At 33.8% G+C, this 18,875-nt stretch carries 18 protein-coding genes and 1 pseudogene; 15 read left to right on the plus strand and 4 right to left on the minus strand.

Features of this window, described 5'->3' with window-relative positions; genetic code table 11:
* Positions 1 to 337: DUF4183 domain-containing protein (locus tag GFJ36_RS12895; protein WP_157349648.1), on the plus strand; the 337-nt coding region annotated here is incomplete at its 5' end.
* A 60-nt stretch (positions 338 to 397) separates the two neighbouring features.
* Here the strand turns inward: GFJ36_RS12895 and GFJ36_RS12900 are convergent.
* Positions 398 to 568, minus strand: a pseudogene (locus tag GFJ36_RS12900) (DUF4183 domain-containing protein); the annotation flags it as partial.
* Between the two features lie 679 nt (positions 569 to 1,247).
* Positions 1,248 to 1,880 (minus strand): cupin domain-containing protein, encoded by a 633-nt coding sequence (locus tag GFJ36_RS12905; protein ID WP_087986204.1) that lies wholly within the window; start codon positions 1,878 to 1,880, stop codon positions 1,248 to 1,250.
* A 225-nt stretch (positions 1,881 to 2,105) separates the two neighbouring features.
* Here GFJ36_RS12905 and GFJ36_RS12910 point away from each other — a divergent pair, with 225 nt between their 5' ends.
* The 3 genes from GFJ36_RS12910 (at position 2,106) to GFJ36_RS12920 (ending at position 5,961) form a co-directional block, all read left to right on the plus strand.
* The gene (locus GFJ36_RS12910; protein WP_087986203.1) at positions 2,106 to 3,638 is read left to right on the plus strand and encodes an SMI1/KNR4 family protein; all 1,533 of its coding nucleotides are present in this window, start codon (positions 2,106 to 2,108) and stop codon (positions 3,636 to 3,638) included.
* A 165-nt stretch (positions 3,639 to 3,803) separates the two neighbouring features.
* Positions 3,804 to 5,114: a phytoene desaturase family protein gene (locus tag GFJ36_RS12915; RefSeq protein ID WP_157349649.1), complete on the plus strand. Its 1,311-nt coding sequence runs from the start codon at positions 3,804 to 3,806 to the stop codon at positions 5,112 to 5,114.
* On the plus strand, positions 5,092 to 5,961 hold the full coding sequence (locus tag GFJ36_RS12920) for a sigma-70 family RNA polymerase sigma factor (RefSeq protein WP_087986201.1): 870 nt from the start codon (positions 5,092 to 5,094) through the stop codon (positions 5,959 to 5,961). The genes GFJ36_RS12915 and GFJ36_RS12920 overlap by 23 nt, the downstream gene beginning before the upstream one ends.
* 35 nt (positions 5,962 to 5,996) lie before the next feature.
* On the opposite strand, the gene GFJ36_RS29135 is transcribed toward GFJ36_RS12920, so the two are convergent.
* Positions 5,997 to 6,155: a hypothetical protein gene (locus GFJ36_RS29135; RefSeq protein WP_001100983.1), complete on the minus strand. Its 159-nt coding sequence runs from the start codon at positions 6,153 to 6,155 to the stop codon at positions 5,997 to 5,999.
* Between the two features lie 311 nt (positions 6,156 to 6,466).
* Here GFJ36_RS29135 and GFJ36_RS12925 point away from each other — a divergent pair, with 311 nt between their 5' ends.
* The 3 genes from GFJ36_RS12925 to GFJ36_RS12935 all read left to right on the plus strand — a co-directional run bounded on the left by GFJ36_RS12925 (position 6,467) and on the right by GFJ36_RS12935 (position 9,336).
* Complete coding sequence (locus tag GFJ36_RS12925; protein ID WP_087986200.1) at positions 6,467 to 7,051, plus strand: O-methyltransferase; 585 nt, start codon at positions 6,467 to 6,469, stop codon at positions 7,049 to 7,051.
* 314 nt (positions 7,052 to 7,365) lie between these two features.
* A complete protein-coding gene (locus GFJ36_RS12930) occupies positions 7,366 to 8,478 on the plus strand; it encodes a toxic anion resistance protein (RefSeq protein WP_000137411.1) in 1,113 nt (370 codons plus the stop codon).
* 24 nt (positions 8,479 to 8,502) lie between these two features.
* Entirely contained in the window at positions 8,503 to 9,336 is an 834-nt protein-coding gene (locus GFJ36_RS12935; RefSeq protein WP_000008384.1) for a DUF3974 domain-containing protein, read from the plus strand.
* A gap of 57 nt (positions 9,337 to 9,393) precedes the next feature.
* Here GFJ36_RS12935 and GFJ36_RS12940 read toward each other — a convergent pair whose 3' ends face one another.
* Positions 9,394 to 10,953, minus strand: coding sequence for a glycoside hydrolase family 10-like protein (locus tag GFJ36_RS12940; protein WP_087986199.1), 1,560 nt, complete (start codon positions 10,951 to 10,953; stop codon positions 9,394 to 9,396).
* A 226-nt stretch (positions 10,954 to 11,179) separates the two neighbouring features.
* Here GFJ36_RS12940 and GFJ36_RS12945 point away from each other — a divergent pair, with 226 nt between their 5' ends.
* The 8 genes from GFJ36_RS12945 to tdcB all read left to right on the plus strand — a co-directional run bounded on the left by GFJ36_RS12945 (position 11,180) and on the right by tdcB (position 18,638).
* Positions 11,180 to 11,485 carry a PTS sugar transporter subunit IIB gene (locus GFJ36_RS12945; RefSeq protein ID WP_087986198.1) on the plus strand — a complete coding sequence of 102 codons (306 nt, stop codon included), beginning with the start codon at positions 11,180 to 11,182 and terminating at the stop codon, positions 11,483 to 11,485.
* An 11-nt stretch (positions 11,486 to 11,496) separates the two neighbouring features.
* Positions 11,497 to 12,780 carry a PTS sugar transporter subunit IIC gene (locus GFJ36_RS12950; RefSeq protein WP_087986197.1) on the plus strand — a complete coding sequence of 428 codons (1,284 nt, stop codon included), beginning with the start codon at positions 11,497 to 11,499 and terminating at the stop codon, positions 12,778 to 12,780.
* Positions 12,781 to 12,858: 78 nt separating this feature from the next.
* The gene (locus GFJ36_RS12955; protein WP_087986196.1) at positions 12,859 to 13,125 is read left to right on the plus strand and encodes a hypothetical protein; all 267 of its coding nucleotides are present in this window, start codon (positions 12,859 to 12,861) and stop codon (positions 13,123 to 13,125) included.
* A 22-nt stretch (positions 13,126 to 13,147) separates the two neighbouring features.
* A complete protein-coding gene (anmK, locus tag GFJ36_RS12960) occupies positions 13,148 to 14,305 on the plus strand; it encodes an anhydro-N-acetylmuramic acid kinase AnmK (RefSeq protein ID WP_087986209.1) in 1,158 nt (385 codons plus the stop codon).
* 9 nt (positions 14,306 to 14,314) lie between these two features.
* On the plus strand, positions 14,315 to 15,214 hold the full coding sequence (locus GFJ36_RS12965) for a BadF/BadG/BcrA/BcrD ATPase family protein (RefSeq protein WP_087986195.1): 900 nt from the start codon (positions 14,315 to 14,317) through the stop codon (positions 15,212 to 15,214).
* A 134-nt stretch (positions 15,215 to 15,348) separates the two neighbouring features.
* Entirely contained in the window at positions 15,349 to 15,897 is a 549-nt protein-coding gene (gene plsY, locus GFJ36_RS12970; protein ID WP_087986194.1) for a glycerol-3-phosphate 1-O-acyltransferase PlsY, read from the plus strand.
* Positions 15,898 to 15,966: 69 nt separating this feature from the next.
* Positions 15,967 to 17,550, plus strand: coding sequence for an aminotransferase class V-fold PLP-dependent enzyme (locus GFJ36_RS12975; RefSeq protein WP_087986193.1), 1,584 nt, complete (start codon positions 15,967 to 15,969; stop codon positions 17,548 to 17,550).
* 86 nt (positions 17,551 to 17,636) lie between these two features.
* A complete protein-coding gene (gene tdcB / locus GFJ36_RS12980; RefSeq protein WP_098082117.1) occupies positions 17,637 to 18,638 on the plus strand; it encodes a bifunctional threonine ammonia-lyase/L-serine ammonia-lyase TdcB in 1,002 nt (333 codons plus the stop codon).
* Positions 18,639 to 18,875 lie beyond the last annotated feature (237 nt).

An 18,875-nucleotide genomic window follows, 5' to 3' on the forward strand; every position in this document is an offset into this window, starting at 1 on the left:
GGGAGTAACAGGTCCAACTGGTTTAACAGGTGCGACTGGTTTAACAGGGGCAACGGGTCCAACGGGAGTTATTGGTCCCATAACAACAACTAATTTATTATTTTACACTTTTTCAGATGGAGAAAAACTTATATATACAGATTCAGATGGGATAGCTCAATATGGTACAACACATATATTACCTCCTGATGAGGTTTCCTATATTAATTTGTTTATTAATGGAATACTTCAACCACAACCATTATATCAGGTTAGTAATGGTCAGCTAACTTTATTGGATAATCAACCACCAACGCAAGGTTCTTCAATTATTTTGCAATTCATCATTATTAATTAAAAAAGACAGATTCTTAAATAAAAAGAATCTGTCTTTTTGTTCTACATTAAAGTAGATAAACTAAGTGACGATAAATTCGATTGTAATTGGAATTCCGCCGTCTAATGCATCTCCGCCAGGAATTGTAATAGCACCAGTAGGTCCAGTAGTAATACTGGAGTTCACACTAGGTTGAAGAATGCCGTTTACATAAAAGTTGTAATACGTAAAAGTCGGAAAAGCAGCTGCAGTAGCTGGATTTGTAAGTGCAGGTATTAATATCGTTTAATTTGTTACAATGTCTGTTTGAAATTTAAATTGGCATTTGTATATAGCCCTTCCTAAGTTTATTAGGAGGGGCTATATTTTATGGGAAGATAGGTGATAAATTAATTGAGAAATTACTCTTTGTTAAGTTAGTATTTAAGAAAAATCAAAATGTATGATTTATACTTTATTATTTATGGAATAAGTTAAATGATTTAAAAAAATTACCTATAAATAAAAAAGATGAATTCTATTAAAAATAGAATTCATCCATTTCATAAACGGTATACAAGGGAAGAAAGTTATTTATCGTGAGCGTTGAAATGTTATAGTTCAAATTAGTAATAAACTATTTGTTTTTATTACAGTTACATCCTTTTTTCTTTACATAGCCTTGTTCGGCTAAATCTCTTTGTGATTGGGAATTGGAAGATTGAGAATTCGAAGACTGAGAGGATGCTGATGAACTACTATTTTTATTATTAGAGTAGTTTTTTCGATAGTTATAATTACTCATAGTACTATCACCTCCAATTAAATATATAAATAGTATATGTATGTACTCTATTAATTGTTACGAAAAAAATAGGAATGGTGGATATACAATAAAAAATCTCCTACGAATTTTCCGAGGAGATAAAAAATTGTCTATTAATGAAATAAATTAATATCCCCAGTAAAGAGGGAAATAGTATGAATCTTGGTAATATAAATTTTGTTGTGGATTAGGAGGCTGAGTTGTTGGGTTTATCGTGCCGCGGTTCTGATTACAGTTTGCTGGGGGACCAATTACTGTAGTGGATTGAATAGGGGATATCGCTTGTTTCCATTGTTGTTCATCGAGACAGTAAGTATGAGCCATCATATTAGCGGGAGTTAATCTTAAAATATCAGAACCAAAAATAACTTCTGGGGTTGGGGCATTGAAAATAGCTAATAAGTGAGTACCATCTGCTGTAGCAATTTCATAATGCCACCACGCTTGTGGAATGTTGGCAACTTGCCCTGGTTTTATCGGTAAGTTTAATATTTGGTTTGTAAAAGGATTAAGTAAGGAAACAACAGCAGATCCTGAAATACAGTAAACAAGTTCAGCTGCATTTTGATGAATATGTGGCTCTACAACATTTCCTGTACTTAAATAGATATCTAATAAAGAAGTATTTTCTAAAGTATTTAATTGTTTTATGCCAAGTACGTTTATATAATTTTGGGCATCTTTCTTAAAAAAATTACTTTTATTTAAATCATGGGTGAAATTGGTTGAGGGGGAAGTGTAGTCGATATTAGAAGTCATTTGTATTACCCGCCTTTCTTATATTTTCATGCAATTTGAATTTAGGATATGAGTCTAGTTATTGAAATGTGAAAGCGTTGCTGCTCTTCGTTTGTAAAGTGATAAAATTGTTCGTTTGAATGCACTATAATTACAAGAGTTTCATTGCGAAAAAAGGTGCTATTAATTACAATTAATGTAAAAGATAGCGCTTTTTTAATTTGGAGTACAAGGGGAGTGCAGAAAATGAACCATACTATTTTAAAAGAGTTGGAAGTTGAATTGAAAAATTACTTTCAACCGTTTTTGAATGCACCTGCAACAATAGAAGAAATTCAATATGCCGAAAGTGAAATGGGAATTGCGTTTCCAGATGAATTACGTAATCTTTATCTCGCACATAACGGTGAGGATAAATCAGGACCAGGGTTGTTTTTTGGTTTGCCATTTCTCTCGTTAGATGAAGTTTTGGATGAGTGGAGAATATGGAAAAGAATTGAAGAGGATGATTTTTTTAATTTTGATGCATTTTCAATACCAACAGAATGGATTAAGGAAAGATATGTGAATCACAATTGGATACCTATTAGTAAAGATTATGGCGGTAACAATTTAGGAATAGATGTTGATCCAGATGAAAAGGGGAAAGTGGGACAAGTTATTAATTTTGGACGAGATGAAGAAGTGAAATATGTAATTGCAAATAGAATTTCGGATTTGTTACTATTTATTTTACAAACGCTAAAAAATAAAAATTTCACCATTCATCAAGAGGAAGATTATTTATATTGGAGTTATGGTGCTAATGATAATATACATTTTTTAGACGCTTTATTTAATATTGAATTACCTGTTTTACAGCCCCAATTTATATTTCAATCTGAAAATAACGTTAATGATTGGTACGATAGTTTAGATGAGAATTGGAGATATATAGTGGGTGCATCTGAACGAGCAGACAGGTTTATTAGAGAGAAGAGATTATATTTAGGTGGAAAAGGGTTAGTAGATATTAGTCCATTACAAATGTGTACAGAAGTGAGAGAACTAATTTTATCCGGAAATGAAATTCAAGATTTAGCAGGATTAGAACGAATGAATTCTTTAAAGAAGTTATATTTAGTTAATAATCCGGTTCAAGATTTAACGCCAATCATACATCTAAAACACTTACAAGAAATGAATATAAAGAATACGAAGATAAATAATTTATCGGAACTTGTAGAAATGTCATCATTAAAAAAATTAAATATTACACATACTAGTATTCAAGATTTTTCGTTGCTACCGCAGTTTCAAAAATTAGAATCACTTTCTGTACATATTTCAAATCGTGAGCAGCTCTATGCGATTTCGAAAGTAGATAATTTAAAGCATTTATATATTTTAGGTTTAGAGAATGTTAGTGAATTGGATTTGCTTGTTTTGCAAAATTTAAATAAGTTAATCACAATTGAATTTGAAAATAGCATCATTGCTAATTTAAATTGTTTTCAACACAATGCGTCAATTCAAAATATAAAATTGACAGATACAAAGGTAAAGGATGGAGCGGCATTAGGTAAAATGAATGGGCTAAAGGAATTAGAATTAGATGGCGCAACAATTGATAACCTTGAAACGATTTGTTGTTCGCATTCATTAGAAATATTTACAGGAACGTTTGAACAATTTTTTATGTTAAAAGACTCGTTTGATAGAAATATAGATTTTTCAAAAATAATTGGAGGAATGAGTGAAGAAGAAAGTGAAATTTGGCACCAGCATGTAATTGAATAGAAAATAACATTATTATGTAAATAAGTTTGTTTGTAGAAGGTGTAACTGTTTGACAGTTGATACTGCAATAAAGTGGTTAGGTGAAATAAATTATGTGTAACTGAATGTCACATCCCCCCTTAATCGTTCGTCTTGTATGTAAAACGTATAAGGAGGGATTTTATTATGAAAAATTTTGATGTAGCAATTGTTGGTGGTGGGCTTGCTGGATTAACAGCATCTATATATTTAGCGAAAGCTGGAAGGAAAGTTATTGTATTAGAAAAGTCCAGTCACTTCGGTGGCCGAGGGATGACTATAAATAAAAATGGCATTTGTATGAATCTTGGTGCACATGCTTTATATAGAGGTGGAGAAGCGTTTATAACTTTTAATGAGTTAGGTATGAACCTTCCATGTGGGGTCCCATCTACAAAAGCACATGGAATATGGAAAGGGGATATTTATACCATTCCAACAGATTTTCGTTCTATTTTATCAACACCGTTACTTTCATGGTCTGCAAAAGTCCAGTTCGCTCGTCTAATGATTCATTTAGGAAACTTAGATGTAGGAAAAGTTCCGAAAATGAGCCTAACTACATGGGCAGAAAATGAAATTAAAGATCCAATGGTTCGAAATATATTTTATGCATTATGCCGAACAACAACATATACGTATGCTCCTACAATACAATTAGCATCTTCTGTACTAAAGCAAATACAGCTTTCTATGAAAGAAGGAGTACTTTATGTAGATGGCGGTTGGGAGACGATAATAACAAATTTAAGGAATATAGCAAGTACTAGTGTTGTGCAATTTCTGGCTAAAAAGCATGTTTTGAAAATAGAGCATTGTGAAGGGAAACAAAGAATACAATGTTTTGACGATGAAGTATTTGAAGCAGGTGCAGTCATTGTAACAACTCCACCGAAAGAAGCTTGTAAAATTATAAAAGGTGCGGAAGGAACAAGTTTGCATAGATGGAGTGAACAATCAGTACCGGTTACCGTTGCTGCATTAGATATTGGTTTGAGACGATTACCCAATCCTACACATCAATTTGTATTAGGCTTAGATCAATCTATATTTTTCACGAATCAATCGAGAGCAGCTAAATTAAGTGAAGATGGATCAATTGTAGTGAGTCTAATTAAATACCATAACTCTGTACTAGAGCTGAATCATATTCAAGAAGATAAAGAACAGTTAGAAAATGCAATGGAATTGTTACATCCGAATTGGAAAAGAGAAGTTGTTGCACAGCAATATTTACCGAAAATAACGGTAGTATATGATTTTCCTCATATTGACCGTGTTGAAAAACCTGGCCCTAACATACCTGGAATGCCAGGTGTTTACGTTGCAGGAGATTGGGCTGGGCATGATGAAATATTAGCTGATGCTGCGGTGGCAAGCGGAAAGCGTGCAGCGTTACACATATTAAAGCAATCCGAAAGTGAGGCAATTCACCATGGAAACGGAGCAATTATATGAAACGTATCAATCATTATTATTTTCGTTAGCATATAGAATCCTTGGGAGTGTTATGGATGCTGAAGATATCGTCCATGACGTATTTATATCACTTAATAATATGGAGGACGTTCAATCTATAGAAAATATGAGAGCCTATTTATGTAAAATGGTAACAAATCGCTCAATTGACAAATTACGTTCGGCAGCACATAAACGGAACGTATATGTCGGAATGTGGTTGCCAGAGCCATTTGTGGAAGAGGTTGATGATCCATCAGAGTCATTTGTAATGAAAGAATCAATTTCTACGGCATATTTATTACTTTTACAACAATTTTCTGAGGTAGAGAGAGTTGTGTTCATATTAAGAGAGGTTTTCAGTTATGAATACGAAGAAATCGCTTCAATTGTAGATAAGAGTAGTGCGAACTGCCGAAAAATCTTTCAACGTGCACGAAAAAGTATTTTGGATAAGCCGAAGCAGTCAACATTAAGTACGAAGAAGATGGCTGCCTATGTGGAGAAATTTGTATCATCATTGCAGTGTGGGGATGCGCAAGGCATGTTAGAAGTATTAAAAACAGATGCGATATTAAAAGCTGATGGTGGTGGTAAAGCTACAACTGCAATCCATCCAATCTATTCTGCAGATAGAATTATACGTTTATTCTTTGGAATTGGGAAGAAGTTCTCGGAAGAGTACAATGTTGATTATAAGATGGTAAATGGTGCCCCAGGTGTTATTGTTAAAGTAAATAATAAAGTGACTTATGTACTTTCATTTACATTTGAAAATGAGAAAATCTCAAACATTTATATGATGGTTAATCCTGAAAAACTTATGCACTTAAATGTAACAGTATAAAAAAAGACGCATTTCTTTAGAAGTGCGTCTTTTTTTTATTTCTCTAACATTTCAAGAGGTACATCTTTTTCGCCTGCTACCTCAAATTTAATTTCCCCATCTTCTTCATAAATACGTGAAATAATCGGTATAGTAATCATTAATTTTTTATGCTGTTTGCGCTTTCGAGCAGCATCTAAGCTAATCACGTTCATTGTAAGCATCCTTTCTTCTAGAAATATATAAACAAAAGAAAATGCGTCCGGAAAGGGCGCTTAATTGAATTTGAAATACCGATTCATTTAATTGGGGTTTATATTTTTTAATAACTGCAATTGAATTAAAAATAGTATGAATGGAATAATTGCACGTAGAAATTAACTTTACCAAAAAACGAAACAATATGCTATAAAAAAATTCAAATCTTTGTCATATAACGAGAAAAAGGTTTTTGTTTCGCATATAATGAAAGTAGACGGGCAGCAAGAGCTTTTTCATCATATTGCTTTGGAAAGGCGATGAAAAAATGGATACGTTAGATTCATTATTATTTCAACTTGAACAATATGGAGAAGAGCATGATCGAAATAAAAAAACACGGGAAGAAAAGTTACGGAATATTACTCGTGAGATGGGGCAGTTTTTATCGATTTTAGTAAAAGGGTGTAGCGCAAAAAACATTTTAGAAATCGGAACTTCTAATGGATATTCTACATTGTGGTTAGCTAATGCGGTAGAAGAAACAAATGGAAATGTAACAACTGTAGAGCTTTCTTCAGAACGAGTTGGAGAGGCACTTGTCAATTTTGAAAAGGCAAACCTTTTACTAAGGATTGATGTTCATAATCAAGAAGCAGGGGCATTTTTAGATGCGCAATTAGATCACTCATTTGATTTTATTTTCCTAGATTCAGAGCGTACGCAATACATGTGGTGGCTTGAGCATATAAAACGCATTTTACAACCAAAGGGTTTTCTTATTGTTGATAACGCAACCTCTCATGCAAGTGAGTTAGCCGAGTTTAGAAAAATGATTGAAGAAGATGAAATGTTTGAAACGGTCTTATTGGCATTTCAAAATGGAGCATTTGTAGCGCTTAAGAAGAGTTAGGATTGAGCGTAATATAATTATCACATTGACAAAGGGTGTATGTCAAAAGATTGAGTACAGTAGGATGGGAAGGACGTAATTTATATACGTAACATACGAAGAATCCGCCTTCAGCATGTTGTTCTCTAGGTCTTAAGTCTGAGGAAAATAATGTTGAGAACAGGTATACTTATAGTAAGAAACAGGGAATGACTGCATAAACAGGCATTTCTAAAAAAATCGATTTCAAGCAGTTAGAATGTATATGAAATACGATATAATAGATGAAATATAGTGCATATAAATTCGCACATATAAATAAAGGAGCGATTTTGTTGACTGAACTCGAGAAAAAAGAACCTGTATCCATTGTGAAAGATAATAATGTAGAAGTAGTAGTAGATACAGTTATAAAAGATCAAGAATTAGAGGAACTGAATAAAGAAGCTGATCTTTATGTACAAAAATTAAATAGCGAGCAAAATACGGATTTATCAAAAGTATTGTCACAGCTAGGAGATTTAGGGGATAAAGAGCAACAAGCAGCAGGACAAACGTTATCAGCATTAAAACGTCCTGTAACAGCGATGATGAATGGAAAGAATGAAGAAATTCCAAATACATTGTTAGAATTACGCAAAGTGGTATCAGAGCTTGATCCGAATTCATTAAAAGCAAGTGGTATGAAGAAAATTATGTTTAAAGTATTCAAGAAAAATCCACTTGAAACATACGTGCATAAATATCAATCTATAGATAAACAAATTGAAGAGATTATAAGATCCCTTCTAATTGGTCGTGACAACTTACAAGAAGATACAGTTGGTCTTGAAATGCTTAAAGAACAATCGCACGATAAAATTCACGCTCTTGATAAACAAGTATACTTAGGCAGAAAACTCGCTGGTATGCTGGAAGCTGAGAAACAAAATCCAGAACGTCAAAGAGATATTCCATTAATTAACGATGCATTAGAAAAAATTCTAGTACGTACACGAAATATGCAGCAAGCGAAAAGTGTACTATTACAATCTATCGCATCTGTAGACATTATTAAGAAAAATAATGAAAAGTTAACAGAGGCAATTCGTAATGCAATTACGATGACGCAAAACGTTGTAACAGTTTCAGCTGCTATCCAGCTAGCGTTAACAAATCAGCGTAAAACAATTGATGCAGTGAATGCGACAAATGAAGCAATTGAATCAATGGTATTAAGTAACTCACAAGCATTAAAACAAAATACAGAAGAGACAACAAAACTTCTTGAAAATCCTGCTATTAGCATGGATAAATTACGTGAATCATTCCAAAATGTATTTGCTGCGATTGAAGCTTCTGAGAAATCATCAGAACGTATTATCGAGTCAAGTAAGAAGTTTGTAGTTGAATTAGACACATTTAATGATGAAATGAAACAAAAACTCATTCAGCGTCCAAGGAAATAACAGACTTTTAGAGGAGGTGAAAAAATGAGTTTCATTCAAACAGTATTAGTACTATTGGGTACATTGCTTTTAATCGCATTTACTGTCGTTGTTTTAGTTGTATATTTCGGACGTAAACTGTATTTTTCATGGACGAAACCATATAAAAGAGCACATGATTCTTTAGATAAGTTATCGAATAAATCATTACCGTTTCTACAAGAATTTACACAACACCCACTCTTTTATCGCTGGATTCGTACGGAAGGAAAGAAAGAACAATATACATTAAACACTCTTTTCTGTGCATCGGGTCAACGTACGAGAGAGCAAGTATTCTCAATGTTACCGAAAGAAAAACAGAAAAAAGTACATGTAATGGCAAAAACAACGAAAAAACTTACAAATGAAGATATTGATGTAGCGGCGATGAAAGTAAAAGATTTTTTAAGACAAGAAACGCAGCAAACAGTAAAACCATCAGACCTTTCATTTTATAAATTGTATTTTTATGATCGATATCCAGATGCATTAAATACAATTCAAACGTATAAACGCTCAATAAACCCTTCATTACAAAGAACGGTTGATGAAATTACAATTTCAGTATTAAATGCCTTGCCGTATTATCAGGAGCAACGTATGTTTGAACAACAACATAAACTTGAAACGTTCTTAATGAAAGATTTAACAGCGATGCTATCGTTAGTCGTACAATTACCACCTTCACAACGACCAGAAAAAGAAGAAGAATTAAAAATCTACTTGCAAAATTTCCAAAAAGAAATGGAAGTAGTCGAGCGAGATATTCGTGACTCGATTGATCACGATTTAAATGTGAAGATGAGAGCAGCGACTGAGAAGTTTAAAAATAAATAAATGAAAAGCGCCTTAAAGCTATAGTTCTTAGCTTTTAAGGCGTTTTTTTATTAGTTGTTATTTTGCTTTAACGGTTGTATGACTAGAAGCAACACTTTCATTATGCAATCGATCAACTGCAGTTACTACATATGTGTAGGTTTCTCCAGAAATAGCTGTTTTATCTACATAAATCTCTCCAAGTTTTGTTTTCCTTACAGTAGTAAGTAAATGTTTTGGATTTTGTGTATCCACTTCATTTTTTCCATTCACACGGTAAATGGCGTAATAAGCAGAGTCATTCTCTCTATTATCAATGATACCTACTGCAATACCTTCATCTCTTGGAATAGCACCTTTTAAAGTCGGTTGTTTTGGTGGATCATGATCAAGCCAAGGCATAGGCGGGATTAATGCAGGATGCTTATATATGTCGTTTGTGAGTCTATCTTTAATGCCTAGAGGATTGTTATTAATATCTTTTAAGCTGAAATGCATACTACCTTTTATCTCAGGGGATAACCGGTTTAATGTAATTTGTCTTGGATATTCTTCAGGATCAGACCAAGCGGGGACAGAATTATTATTAATTTTATAGGCTGCCTGACCGATGTATAGGTGAATCGGTTTATTATGTGTTTCTTTTACCCACCAATCTACTAATATGTCATATGCAGCTGGTGTGAAACCAATATTCCAATATATTTGCGGTGTAATGTAATCAATATAACCTTTTTGTATCCATTCACGTGTATCAGCATAAAGGTCATCATAGTTTCTTTGGCCTGCAGTTGTGTTAGAGCCAGTTGGATCGTCAGCTATATTTCGCCATACGCCGAACGGACTTATGCCAAACTTTACGTATGATTTTTCTTGTTTTATAGCAGTATTTAAACCTTTGACAAGTTCATTTACATTGTCACGTCGCCAATCTTCTATATTTGTAAATTTACCGTTATTATATGCTTCGTACGTTTTTTGATCGGGGAATTGTTCGCCCGCTACTTTATATGGATAAAAATAATCATCCATATGCAACGCATCAATATCGTAATTTTGTACGATTTCTAAAGCACCTTCAGTTATAAACTTTTTCACTTCTGGAATACCAGGGTTGTAATATAATTTCCCGCCATAAGGTACAACCCAATCCGGATGTTGTTTTGCAGGGTGATTATTCGATAATCGATTTATATCGGTGTGATTCATCGTTATTCGATATGGATTAATCCATGCGTGGAATTCTATATTTCTTTTATGTGCTTCTTCAATCATAAATGCGAGTGGATCATATCCAGGGTCTTTTCCTTGTGTCCCCGTAATGTATTCAGACCAAGGACCGTAATTTGAAGGATAAAAAGCATCAGCAGTTGGTTTAATTTGTACAACGACTGCATTCATACCAGTGTTTTTTACATCGTCTAATAATCTAATAAATTCTTGCTTCTGATTTCCGACGGGTAAGCCAGTTTTTGAGGGCCAATCAATATTAAGAACAGATGCGATCCATACAGCACGTAATTCATATTTTTTATACGTAGTATTTACTTCAGCATAAGTAGAGTGAGGAGAAATGAAAGAGAAAGGAATAAAAAAGATGACGATACAACATATCACTAATAAACGTTTCATGATTATTTATACGCCTCCCTATTATATGGTTAGCTAATATGATATCCGAGGTGAGGTTGTACTTACAATTGAGAAAAATAAATATTGAAACATTAATTTAATAGGAAAAATATTTTTACTGAAATTTACTTTCAATATAACTAAATTCTTTTACTTCTTCATATGCTTGTTAGTAAAGTGAAACTTCCTTTCATCCGAAGGGGATAATTTATAAGTATAGGAGGATTAATAAATGAAGGTTTTATTCGTTTGTTCTGGAGGGATGTCCAGTGCAATTGTTGTAAACGCTTTAAAAAAAGAGGCGGAGAAAAAAGGTGTAAACATGGAAGTCCATGCCATTGGAACAAGTGAGATAGAGGAAGAAGTAAAGAATGGCTGGGACGTTGTAATGGTTGCACCTCAAGTAAGACATAGATTTGACTCTGTTAAAAAATTCGCAGAAGAGGAATCTATCCCGTGCGGTATCATACCGTCACAAGCATACACGCCGCTTGGCGGACCGACTTTATTAAAAACTGTAAATGATTTAATTAGTTAGGGGGAAGCGTTATGAATAAATTTGTCACGTTTCTTGATAGAAACTTATCTGGACCGATGGCAAGGCTTTCTGAACAGAGGCATTTACAAGCAATCCGTGATGGAGTTATTTCAGCGTTACCATTTATTATTGTAGGAAGTTTCTTTTTAATCGTAGCATTTCCACCATTACCGAAAGATAGTTTCATATCTGTTTGGGCATTAAAAAATCAAACAAGTATATTAATACCATATCGTTTAACGATGTTTATTATGTCTTTATATATAGCATTTGGAATAGGATATAATTTAGCGAAAAGTTATAAGCTAGATGCTTTATCAGGAGCACAGCTTGCAGTATGTTCATTACTATTAACATTAACGCCTGAATTAATTGATAAAAAAGGGTTTATGCTTCCGATGACAAATCTCGGGGGTCATGGATTATTCGTGACAATGATTGTTTCTATTTTATCAGTTGAGATATTAAGATTTTGTAAGACGAAAAATGTAATGATTAAAATGCCAGAACAAGTACCGCCGTCTGTTTCACGTTCGTTTGAAGCACTTATACCTGCTGCATTCGTTATTATTTTAATGAGTTTAGTAACTGTCGTTTTTAGTATTGATTTACATCATGTAGTTGATAAATTAGCGGCACCGTTAGTAAAAGCTGGTGATAGTTACTTCGGTGTAATCATTCCAGTATTTTTAATTACATTTTTTTGGTCATTCGGAATCCATGGTGTGTCGGTTGTTGGAACTGTTGCCCGGCCATTATGGGAAGTATATTTAGGGAAAAATGGTGAAGCAGTTGCTAGTGGCGCAAATCAGTTACCATTCATTTCACCAGAACCATTATACCAATGGTTTATATGGATTGGTGGTTCGGGCGCAACGCTAGGACTTGTATTAGCCATGATAGTATTTGGTAGATCGAAATATTCGAAAGCATTATCGAGAAGTTGTATTGTACCTGGTATTTTTAATATTAATGAACCTGTTATTTTTGGATTGCCAATCGTACTAAACCCAATATTAATTATCCCATTTATCATTACACCACTAGTAACAGCAACTATTGCATACTCAGCAACTGCGATGGGGTTTGTTACACCAACACATATAATGCCTCCATGGACATTACCAGCTCCAATTGGTGCATATTTAGCAACAGGTGGGGATTGGAGAGCGATTGTACTCGTATTTATAAACATAACAATATCATTCCTTATTTATTTACCATTCTTTAAAATGTACGACAAAAACATGCTTGAAATTGAGAAAAATGGTGATGGGAAATCTGTTAATCCGTAAGTTTTATATTTTATTTTTGAGTGATAGGCATTTTGTCTATCACTTCTTTCACATGAAGTCCAGAGAGGGTGAAATGGAATGAATATAAAATTTAGTTATAAAGGTGTATTTTTATTATTATTTGGAGTGATATGTGCGAATTTACTTTTCGTACCTTTATTAAGAATGCTACATTTATCACAAATGCATAGTATATGGATCGTTACAAGCATTGCGGCAAGTATTTTGCTTACAGTAGTTGTTTCTTTTATTGATGGATCGTTTGCATCAAAAACTCAGTTGTTTTTTAGATTTATATTATTTTCGATCGGTTGTACGTTTGTAACTTACATGATCGTTTTTTAGTAAAGGGGAGGTCATGCATGCTATGTATATTGCAGGGATTATGTCCGGTACTTCATTAGATGGAATAGATGTAGCACTCGTTCATATAGAAGGAAGCGGTGTAGGTTCTAAAGTTGAACTCATCCATTTTACTACTGTGCCATTTAGTAATGATATGAAAAATGAGATCCAGCAGGCATTATCAATAGAAAATTCAAATGTACAACTCATATGCAGTTTAAATTTCAAACTCGGTTTATGCTTCGCCAATGCTGTAAAGGAAGTTTGTAAAGAGGCCAATTTTCCTTTGGGACAATTAGATGTAATTGGTTCTCACGGACAAACGATTTATCATCAGCCAAAGCAAGATGGTACTATGATTCCTTCCACATTGCAAATTGGAGAACCAGCAGTTATAGCATATGAAACGAATACGACGGTTATTTCTAATTTTCGAGCGATGGATATCGCAGCAGGGGGACAAGGTGCACCACTTGTACCATATTCAGAGATTATTTTGTATCGTCATCCAACTAAAAATAGACTACTACAAAATATTGGCGGGATCGGTAATGTTACAGTAATACCAAGTCACCAAAGTGATAAAAGCGTTATAGCTTTTGATACTGGTCCAGGGAATATGGTAATGGATGAAATGTGTCAAAGGCTATTTCAGTTGTCATATGATCAAAATGGTAAGATTGCAAAACGGGGAGTAGTTATAGAAGAGATTTTGACATATTGTATGAACCATCCATTTTTGAAAATGAATCCACCGAAATCAACTGGTAGAGAACAGTTTGGAGAAGAATTTGTCAGTGAGTTATTGAAACGGTTTGAAAAACATATTAAAGAAAATATATTGACGACTGTCACGATGTTTACGGCAAGTTCAATCGTTCATCAGTATAAGGAGTTTATTCTGCCGTATTATGAAATCGATGAGGTGATTTTAGGCGGTGGCGGCAGTTATAATCGTACACTTGTTGAAATGATACGGTATGGATTGAAGGATGAAAAATGCGCCATATTCATTCAAGAAGATATAGGCTATTCTTCAGAGGCGAAAGAAGCAATCGCCTTTGCCATTTTAGCAAACGAAACGTATCATCGTAATCCGAGTAATGTTCCAAGTGCAACAGGTGCAAAGCAATCTGTAGTTTTAGGGAATATAATATTCCCTCCAATTCGAAGAGAATGAGGCGAACATATGAAATATATGATTGGAGTAGACGGCGGGGGAACAAAGACAGAAGCAATTGCATTTGATCAAGACGGAAGTGAACTTGAAAGGGCTACGAGTGGTTTTGGAAATATATTAATAGATTTTGAAGAAGCACTTTTTCATATTATGGAAGCGATTGATCAATGTCAAAAAGGTTTATTAAATGGGCATTGCGTTTGTATTTGTTTAGGATTAGCGGGTGTAAGCGGAGCAAATACAAATGAATTAACATTACGTCTAAAAAAGAAGTACGGAACACAAATTGAAGTTTTTAATGACGCAATGATTGCTCATGCAGCTGCTTTAAAAGGAAAGGATGGAATTTTAACAATTGGCGGTACAGGTGCGATTTGTATAGGAAAGAAAAGGGAAGTGTACGAGTATAGTGGGGGATGGGGACATATTTTAGGAGATGAAGGAAGCGGATATTGGATTGCATTACAATGTTTAAAGAGAATGGCAAATCAATTTGATCAAGGTGTTGCACTTTGCCCATTAAGCTTAAGAATTCAAGAAGAGTTTCAACTTTTGACATCGTCTCATATAAAAAAACTAGTATATAGTTTTTCAAAAGATAAAGTTGCAGCAATCGCACCATTCATTATTGAGGAAGCGAGAAATGGGAATGATGACGCACGTGAAATTATGGTGCAAGCGGCTACGGAATTAACGAGAATTACGTTGAATATTTACAATAAGATGCAGTTTGATTTATCAACTTCAATTGCAGTAAGTGGCAGTATATTACGTTTCGTTCCTGAAATATATGCTGAATTTAAGAAATGCTGCGAGAAAAGTATGGGAGAAGTTATATTTGTATCACCATCAGAACTAGCAGTGAAAGGAACCTATTACTTAATGAAGAATTTATATTTTAATAAATAGCTGCATGAGAATTTTTGTATGATTTGTAAAAATATGATGTTAAAATGTATAAAGGGATGTAAAGTAAGAAAAGTACAATATACATAGTCATTGAATATTGTATAAGTACTCCCATGTAGAAAGTGAATGATTACATGATTAATAGTATGCAATTTTTGTATTTGGTGGCTTCTTATTTATTTGGAAACATATTGACCGCTTATATAGTGACGAAATGGAAACATAATGTTGATATTCGGCAGGAAGGAAGCGGTAATCCTGGTGCAAGAAATATGGGGCGGGTATATGGAAAAGGGTATTTCGTCGCTACATTTTTAGGTGATGCAATCAAGGGGGCAATCGTAATTTCTATTGCAAAATACCTTTTTGAAGATTCTACATTTGTAATGTTAGCTTTACTGGCTGTTTTACTTGGACATATTTACCCGATTTTATTTAAAGGCAAGGGTGGAAAAGGTATTTCAACATTTATTGGAGGATTAATTGCATTTGATTATTTGATAGCGCTTACCCTTGTTGCTGTTTTCATTATATTTTATTTAATCTTTAAAGGATTTACTAAGCCAGGACTAATTACAATCGCTTGTTTACCAGTTTGTATGATTTTGTATTCTTACTCTATTGTTACGACTATTTTAAGTGCACTTATCATTGTACTTATTTTATATGTAAATCGAGAATGAAATGAACTTTTTATAAGTGGAGTTAATCTCCACTTATAATTTTTATTAAATACATAAAGGAGAGAAGGCATGGGGTTAATTTATAAAGTTGCTGATCAAGCTTGGGAATTTGAAAGTATACATAAGTTGAATTATAAAACATTTGTAGAAGAAATTCCGCAACATGAAGAAACGAAAGAGCGTGTTCGTATAGATCGTTTCCATGAAGAAAATACATATTTAATTTGTTTACATGACGATAAGTTAGTAGGTATGGTTACATTGCGAGGAAAACGACCATTCTCGTTAGACAATAAAATTCCAAATCTAGATTATTATTTGCAAGAACATGGAGAAAACGTATATGAAATTCGTTTACTTTCAGTAGAACGTGAATATAGAAATGGAAGAGCGTTGTTAGGTTTAATTCGCTTTTTACATCGTTATTTGCTTCTAAATGGATATGAATTGGCACTCATTTCTGCTACAACACGTGAACTACCTTTATATGAGCAAATGGGATTCAAATCTTTCCATACGTTAGTTGGTACAGAAGAAGCAGCCTTCCAACCAATGTATGTTACCCCTGCTATGTTTGAAGCATCGAGTGTTGGGGGAATTATGACGAAAGAATATACGTTTTTACCTGGTCCAGTAGATATTGAAGAAAATGTTCGAAAGGCATTTTCTACTAAGCCTATTTCGCATCGTTCTAAGTTATTTCAAGTGACGATGGACAATGTGAAAAAACGGTTACTTCACATGACAAAAGCTATGCATGTACAACTTATGTTAGGAACAGGGACGTTAGCAAATGATGCCATTGCTTTACAGTTACGTTCTTTAAAAGGGAAAGGACTAGTATTAACAAATGGGGAATTTGGTAATAGATTAGTTGGACATGCATCACGCGCGCAATTACATTTTGATATGTATAAAAAAGAAATGGGAGAACCGTTTATTTATACCGAATTAGAAAAAATAATGGGAACTGGAAATTATGAATGGCTTTGGTTTGTTCACCATGAAACATCAACTGGAATGTTAAATGATTTAGACAAGCTAAATGTTTTAAGTAAAAAGTATAATGTGAAGCTATGTGTAGATTGTATCAGTTCGATTGGAGCAATACCGATAGACTTGAAGGATGTATATTTTGCAAGCGGTGTTAGCGGAAAGGCAATTAAATCGTTTACTGGATTATCTTTCGTTTTTTATAATCATAATGTGAAAGTAAACGAGACATTACCGGCCTATATGGACGTTGGTATGTACGAAGAAAATGAAAGTATTCCATATTCTCATTCATGGAATTTAATTTATGCACTGCAAGAAGCATTAAAGAGATTTGAAGATGCAAAAGCATTTGAAAAAATAAACGAGACGTATGCATATATTGAACAAGCTATTACTAATATGGGTTTAAATCTTGTTTCACCTAAAGAACATGCCGCGCCAATTATAGTTACCATTCAATTAAATGAAAATCAGTCTTCTAAGGTGATTGGCGATGCGTTAGCGTTACAAGGATACATTGTTCATTATGAGTCATCGTATTTACAAAAGAATAATTGGATTCAAATTGCATGTTTAAATGATTATAAAGAACGCGATACAAAGAGGATGTTAAATTGTTTGCAAATGTGTATATTACAGAGTGGGGTACATATATAAAGCCTTTTTCTTAATATAGATGGTTTCGTATAAAGGAGTTGCTACATACGAAAACTTAGGAATAGACCATTGGAAGAGGTGTTAGTATGATAACTAAAAAACTACCGTTACATATAGACGATATTAAAAAAGCCCAAACCATTTTAGACAGAAATGCTCGTAAAACGCCACTAGTAAAATCTTTTTATTTGACTAGTAAAACAGGCGGAGAAATTCACTTGAAATTAGAAAATATGCAATTAACGGGTTCTTTTAAATTTCGTGGTGCGTTTAATAAAATGTCACAGTTGACAGATCAAGAAAAAGAGAGAGGAGTAATTGCTTGTTCCGCTGGTAATCATGCGCAAGGAGTTGCTTTATCTGCCCATTTACTTGGTATTAAGAGTAAAATTGTGATGCCAATTTCTGCCCCTCAGGCGAAAGTTGAAGCAACTAGAGGATATGGATCAGATGTGATTTTATACGGTGAAACTTTTGATGATGCGAAGGCAAAATGTGAGGAGATAATAAGGGAAGCAGGTGAAACATACTTACATCCATATGATGATGTAGAGGTAATGGCTGGTCAAGGTACAATTGGTTTGGATATTCTTGATGATATGTGGGATGTTGATACTGTCATTGTACCAATTGGCGGAGGTGGAATTATTTCTGGAATTGCTGTTGCATTAAAATCATTTAATCCATCCATTAATATTATTGGTGTCCAAGCAGACAATGTTCATGGGATGAAGGCATCTTATGACAAAGGTACGATTGTAGAACATTATGAGGCACCCACTATAGCAGATGGTTGCGCAGTTAAAATACCAGGCGATTTAACTTTTGAAGTAGTAAAAGAATTAGTAGATGATATTGTAACAGTATCAGAAGGTGAATTAGAAGTAGCGATGAAAGACTTATTACAACGTGGAAAAGCTGTTGTAGAAGGTGCTGGTGCATTAGCTACTGCTGCACTACTTGCAGGGAAAGTGGATACATATATTAAAGGGAAAAAAGTAGTCGCGGTTATATCTGGTGGGAACGTAGACTTGCAGCGCATTTCCAGTGTTTGTGAGCAATTTTTTGTAGCCAATGAAGTGAAATAATATTTTAAAAATAGTTTTATGAACGAGGAGCTAAGAGAGATGATATTAGCTCTTCTTTTTTCTCTACTGTTTACTGTAAGTAGCAATACACTTGCAGTATTTGCTGGTTAATGAATTGCTTTATTGAAGCATCTATTTTTACGCATATCTTGTGATGTTACAATAATTATTTCAATATTGTCGAAACATAAGCAGAAATTTAATATAATAGTTTTAACGTGCTAATGAGCGGTGAGG

The sequence above is a fragment of the Bacillus sp. EE-W1 genome (assembly GCF_009760835.1).
Taxonomy (GTDB): Bacteria; Bacillota; Bacilli; order Bacillales; family Bacillaceae_G; genus Bacillus_A; species Bacillus_A wiedmannii.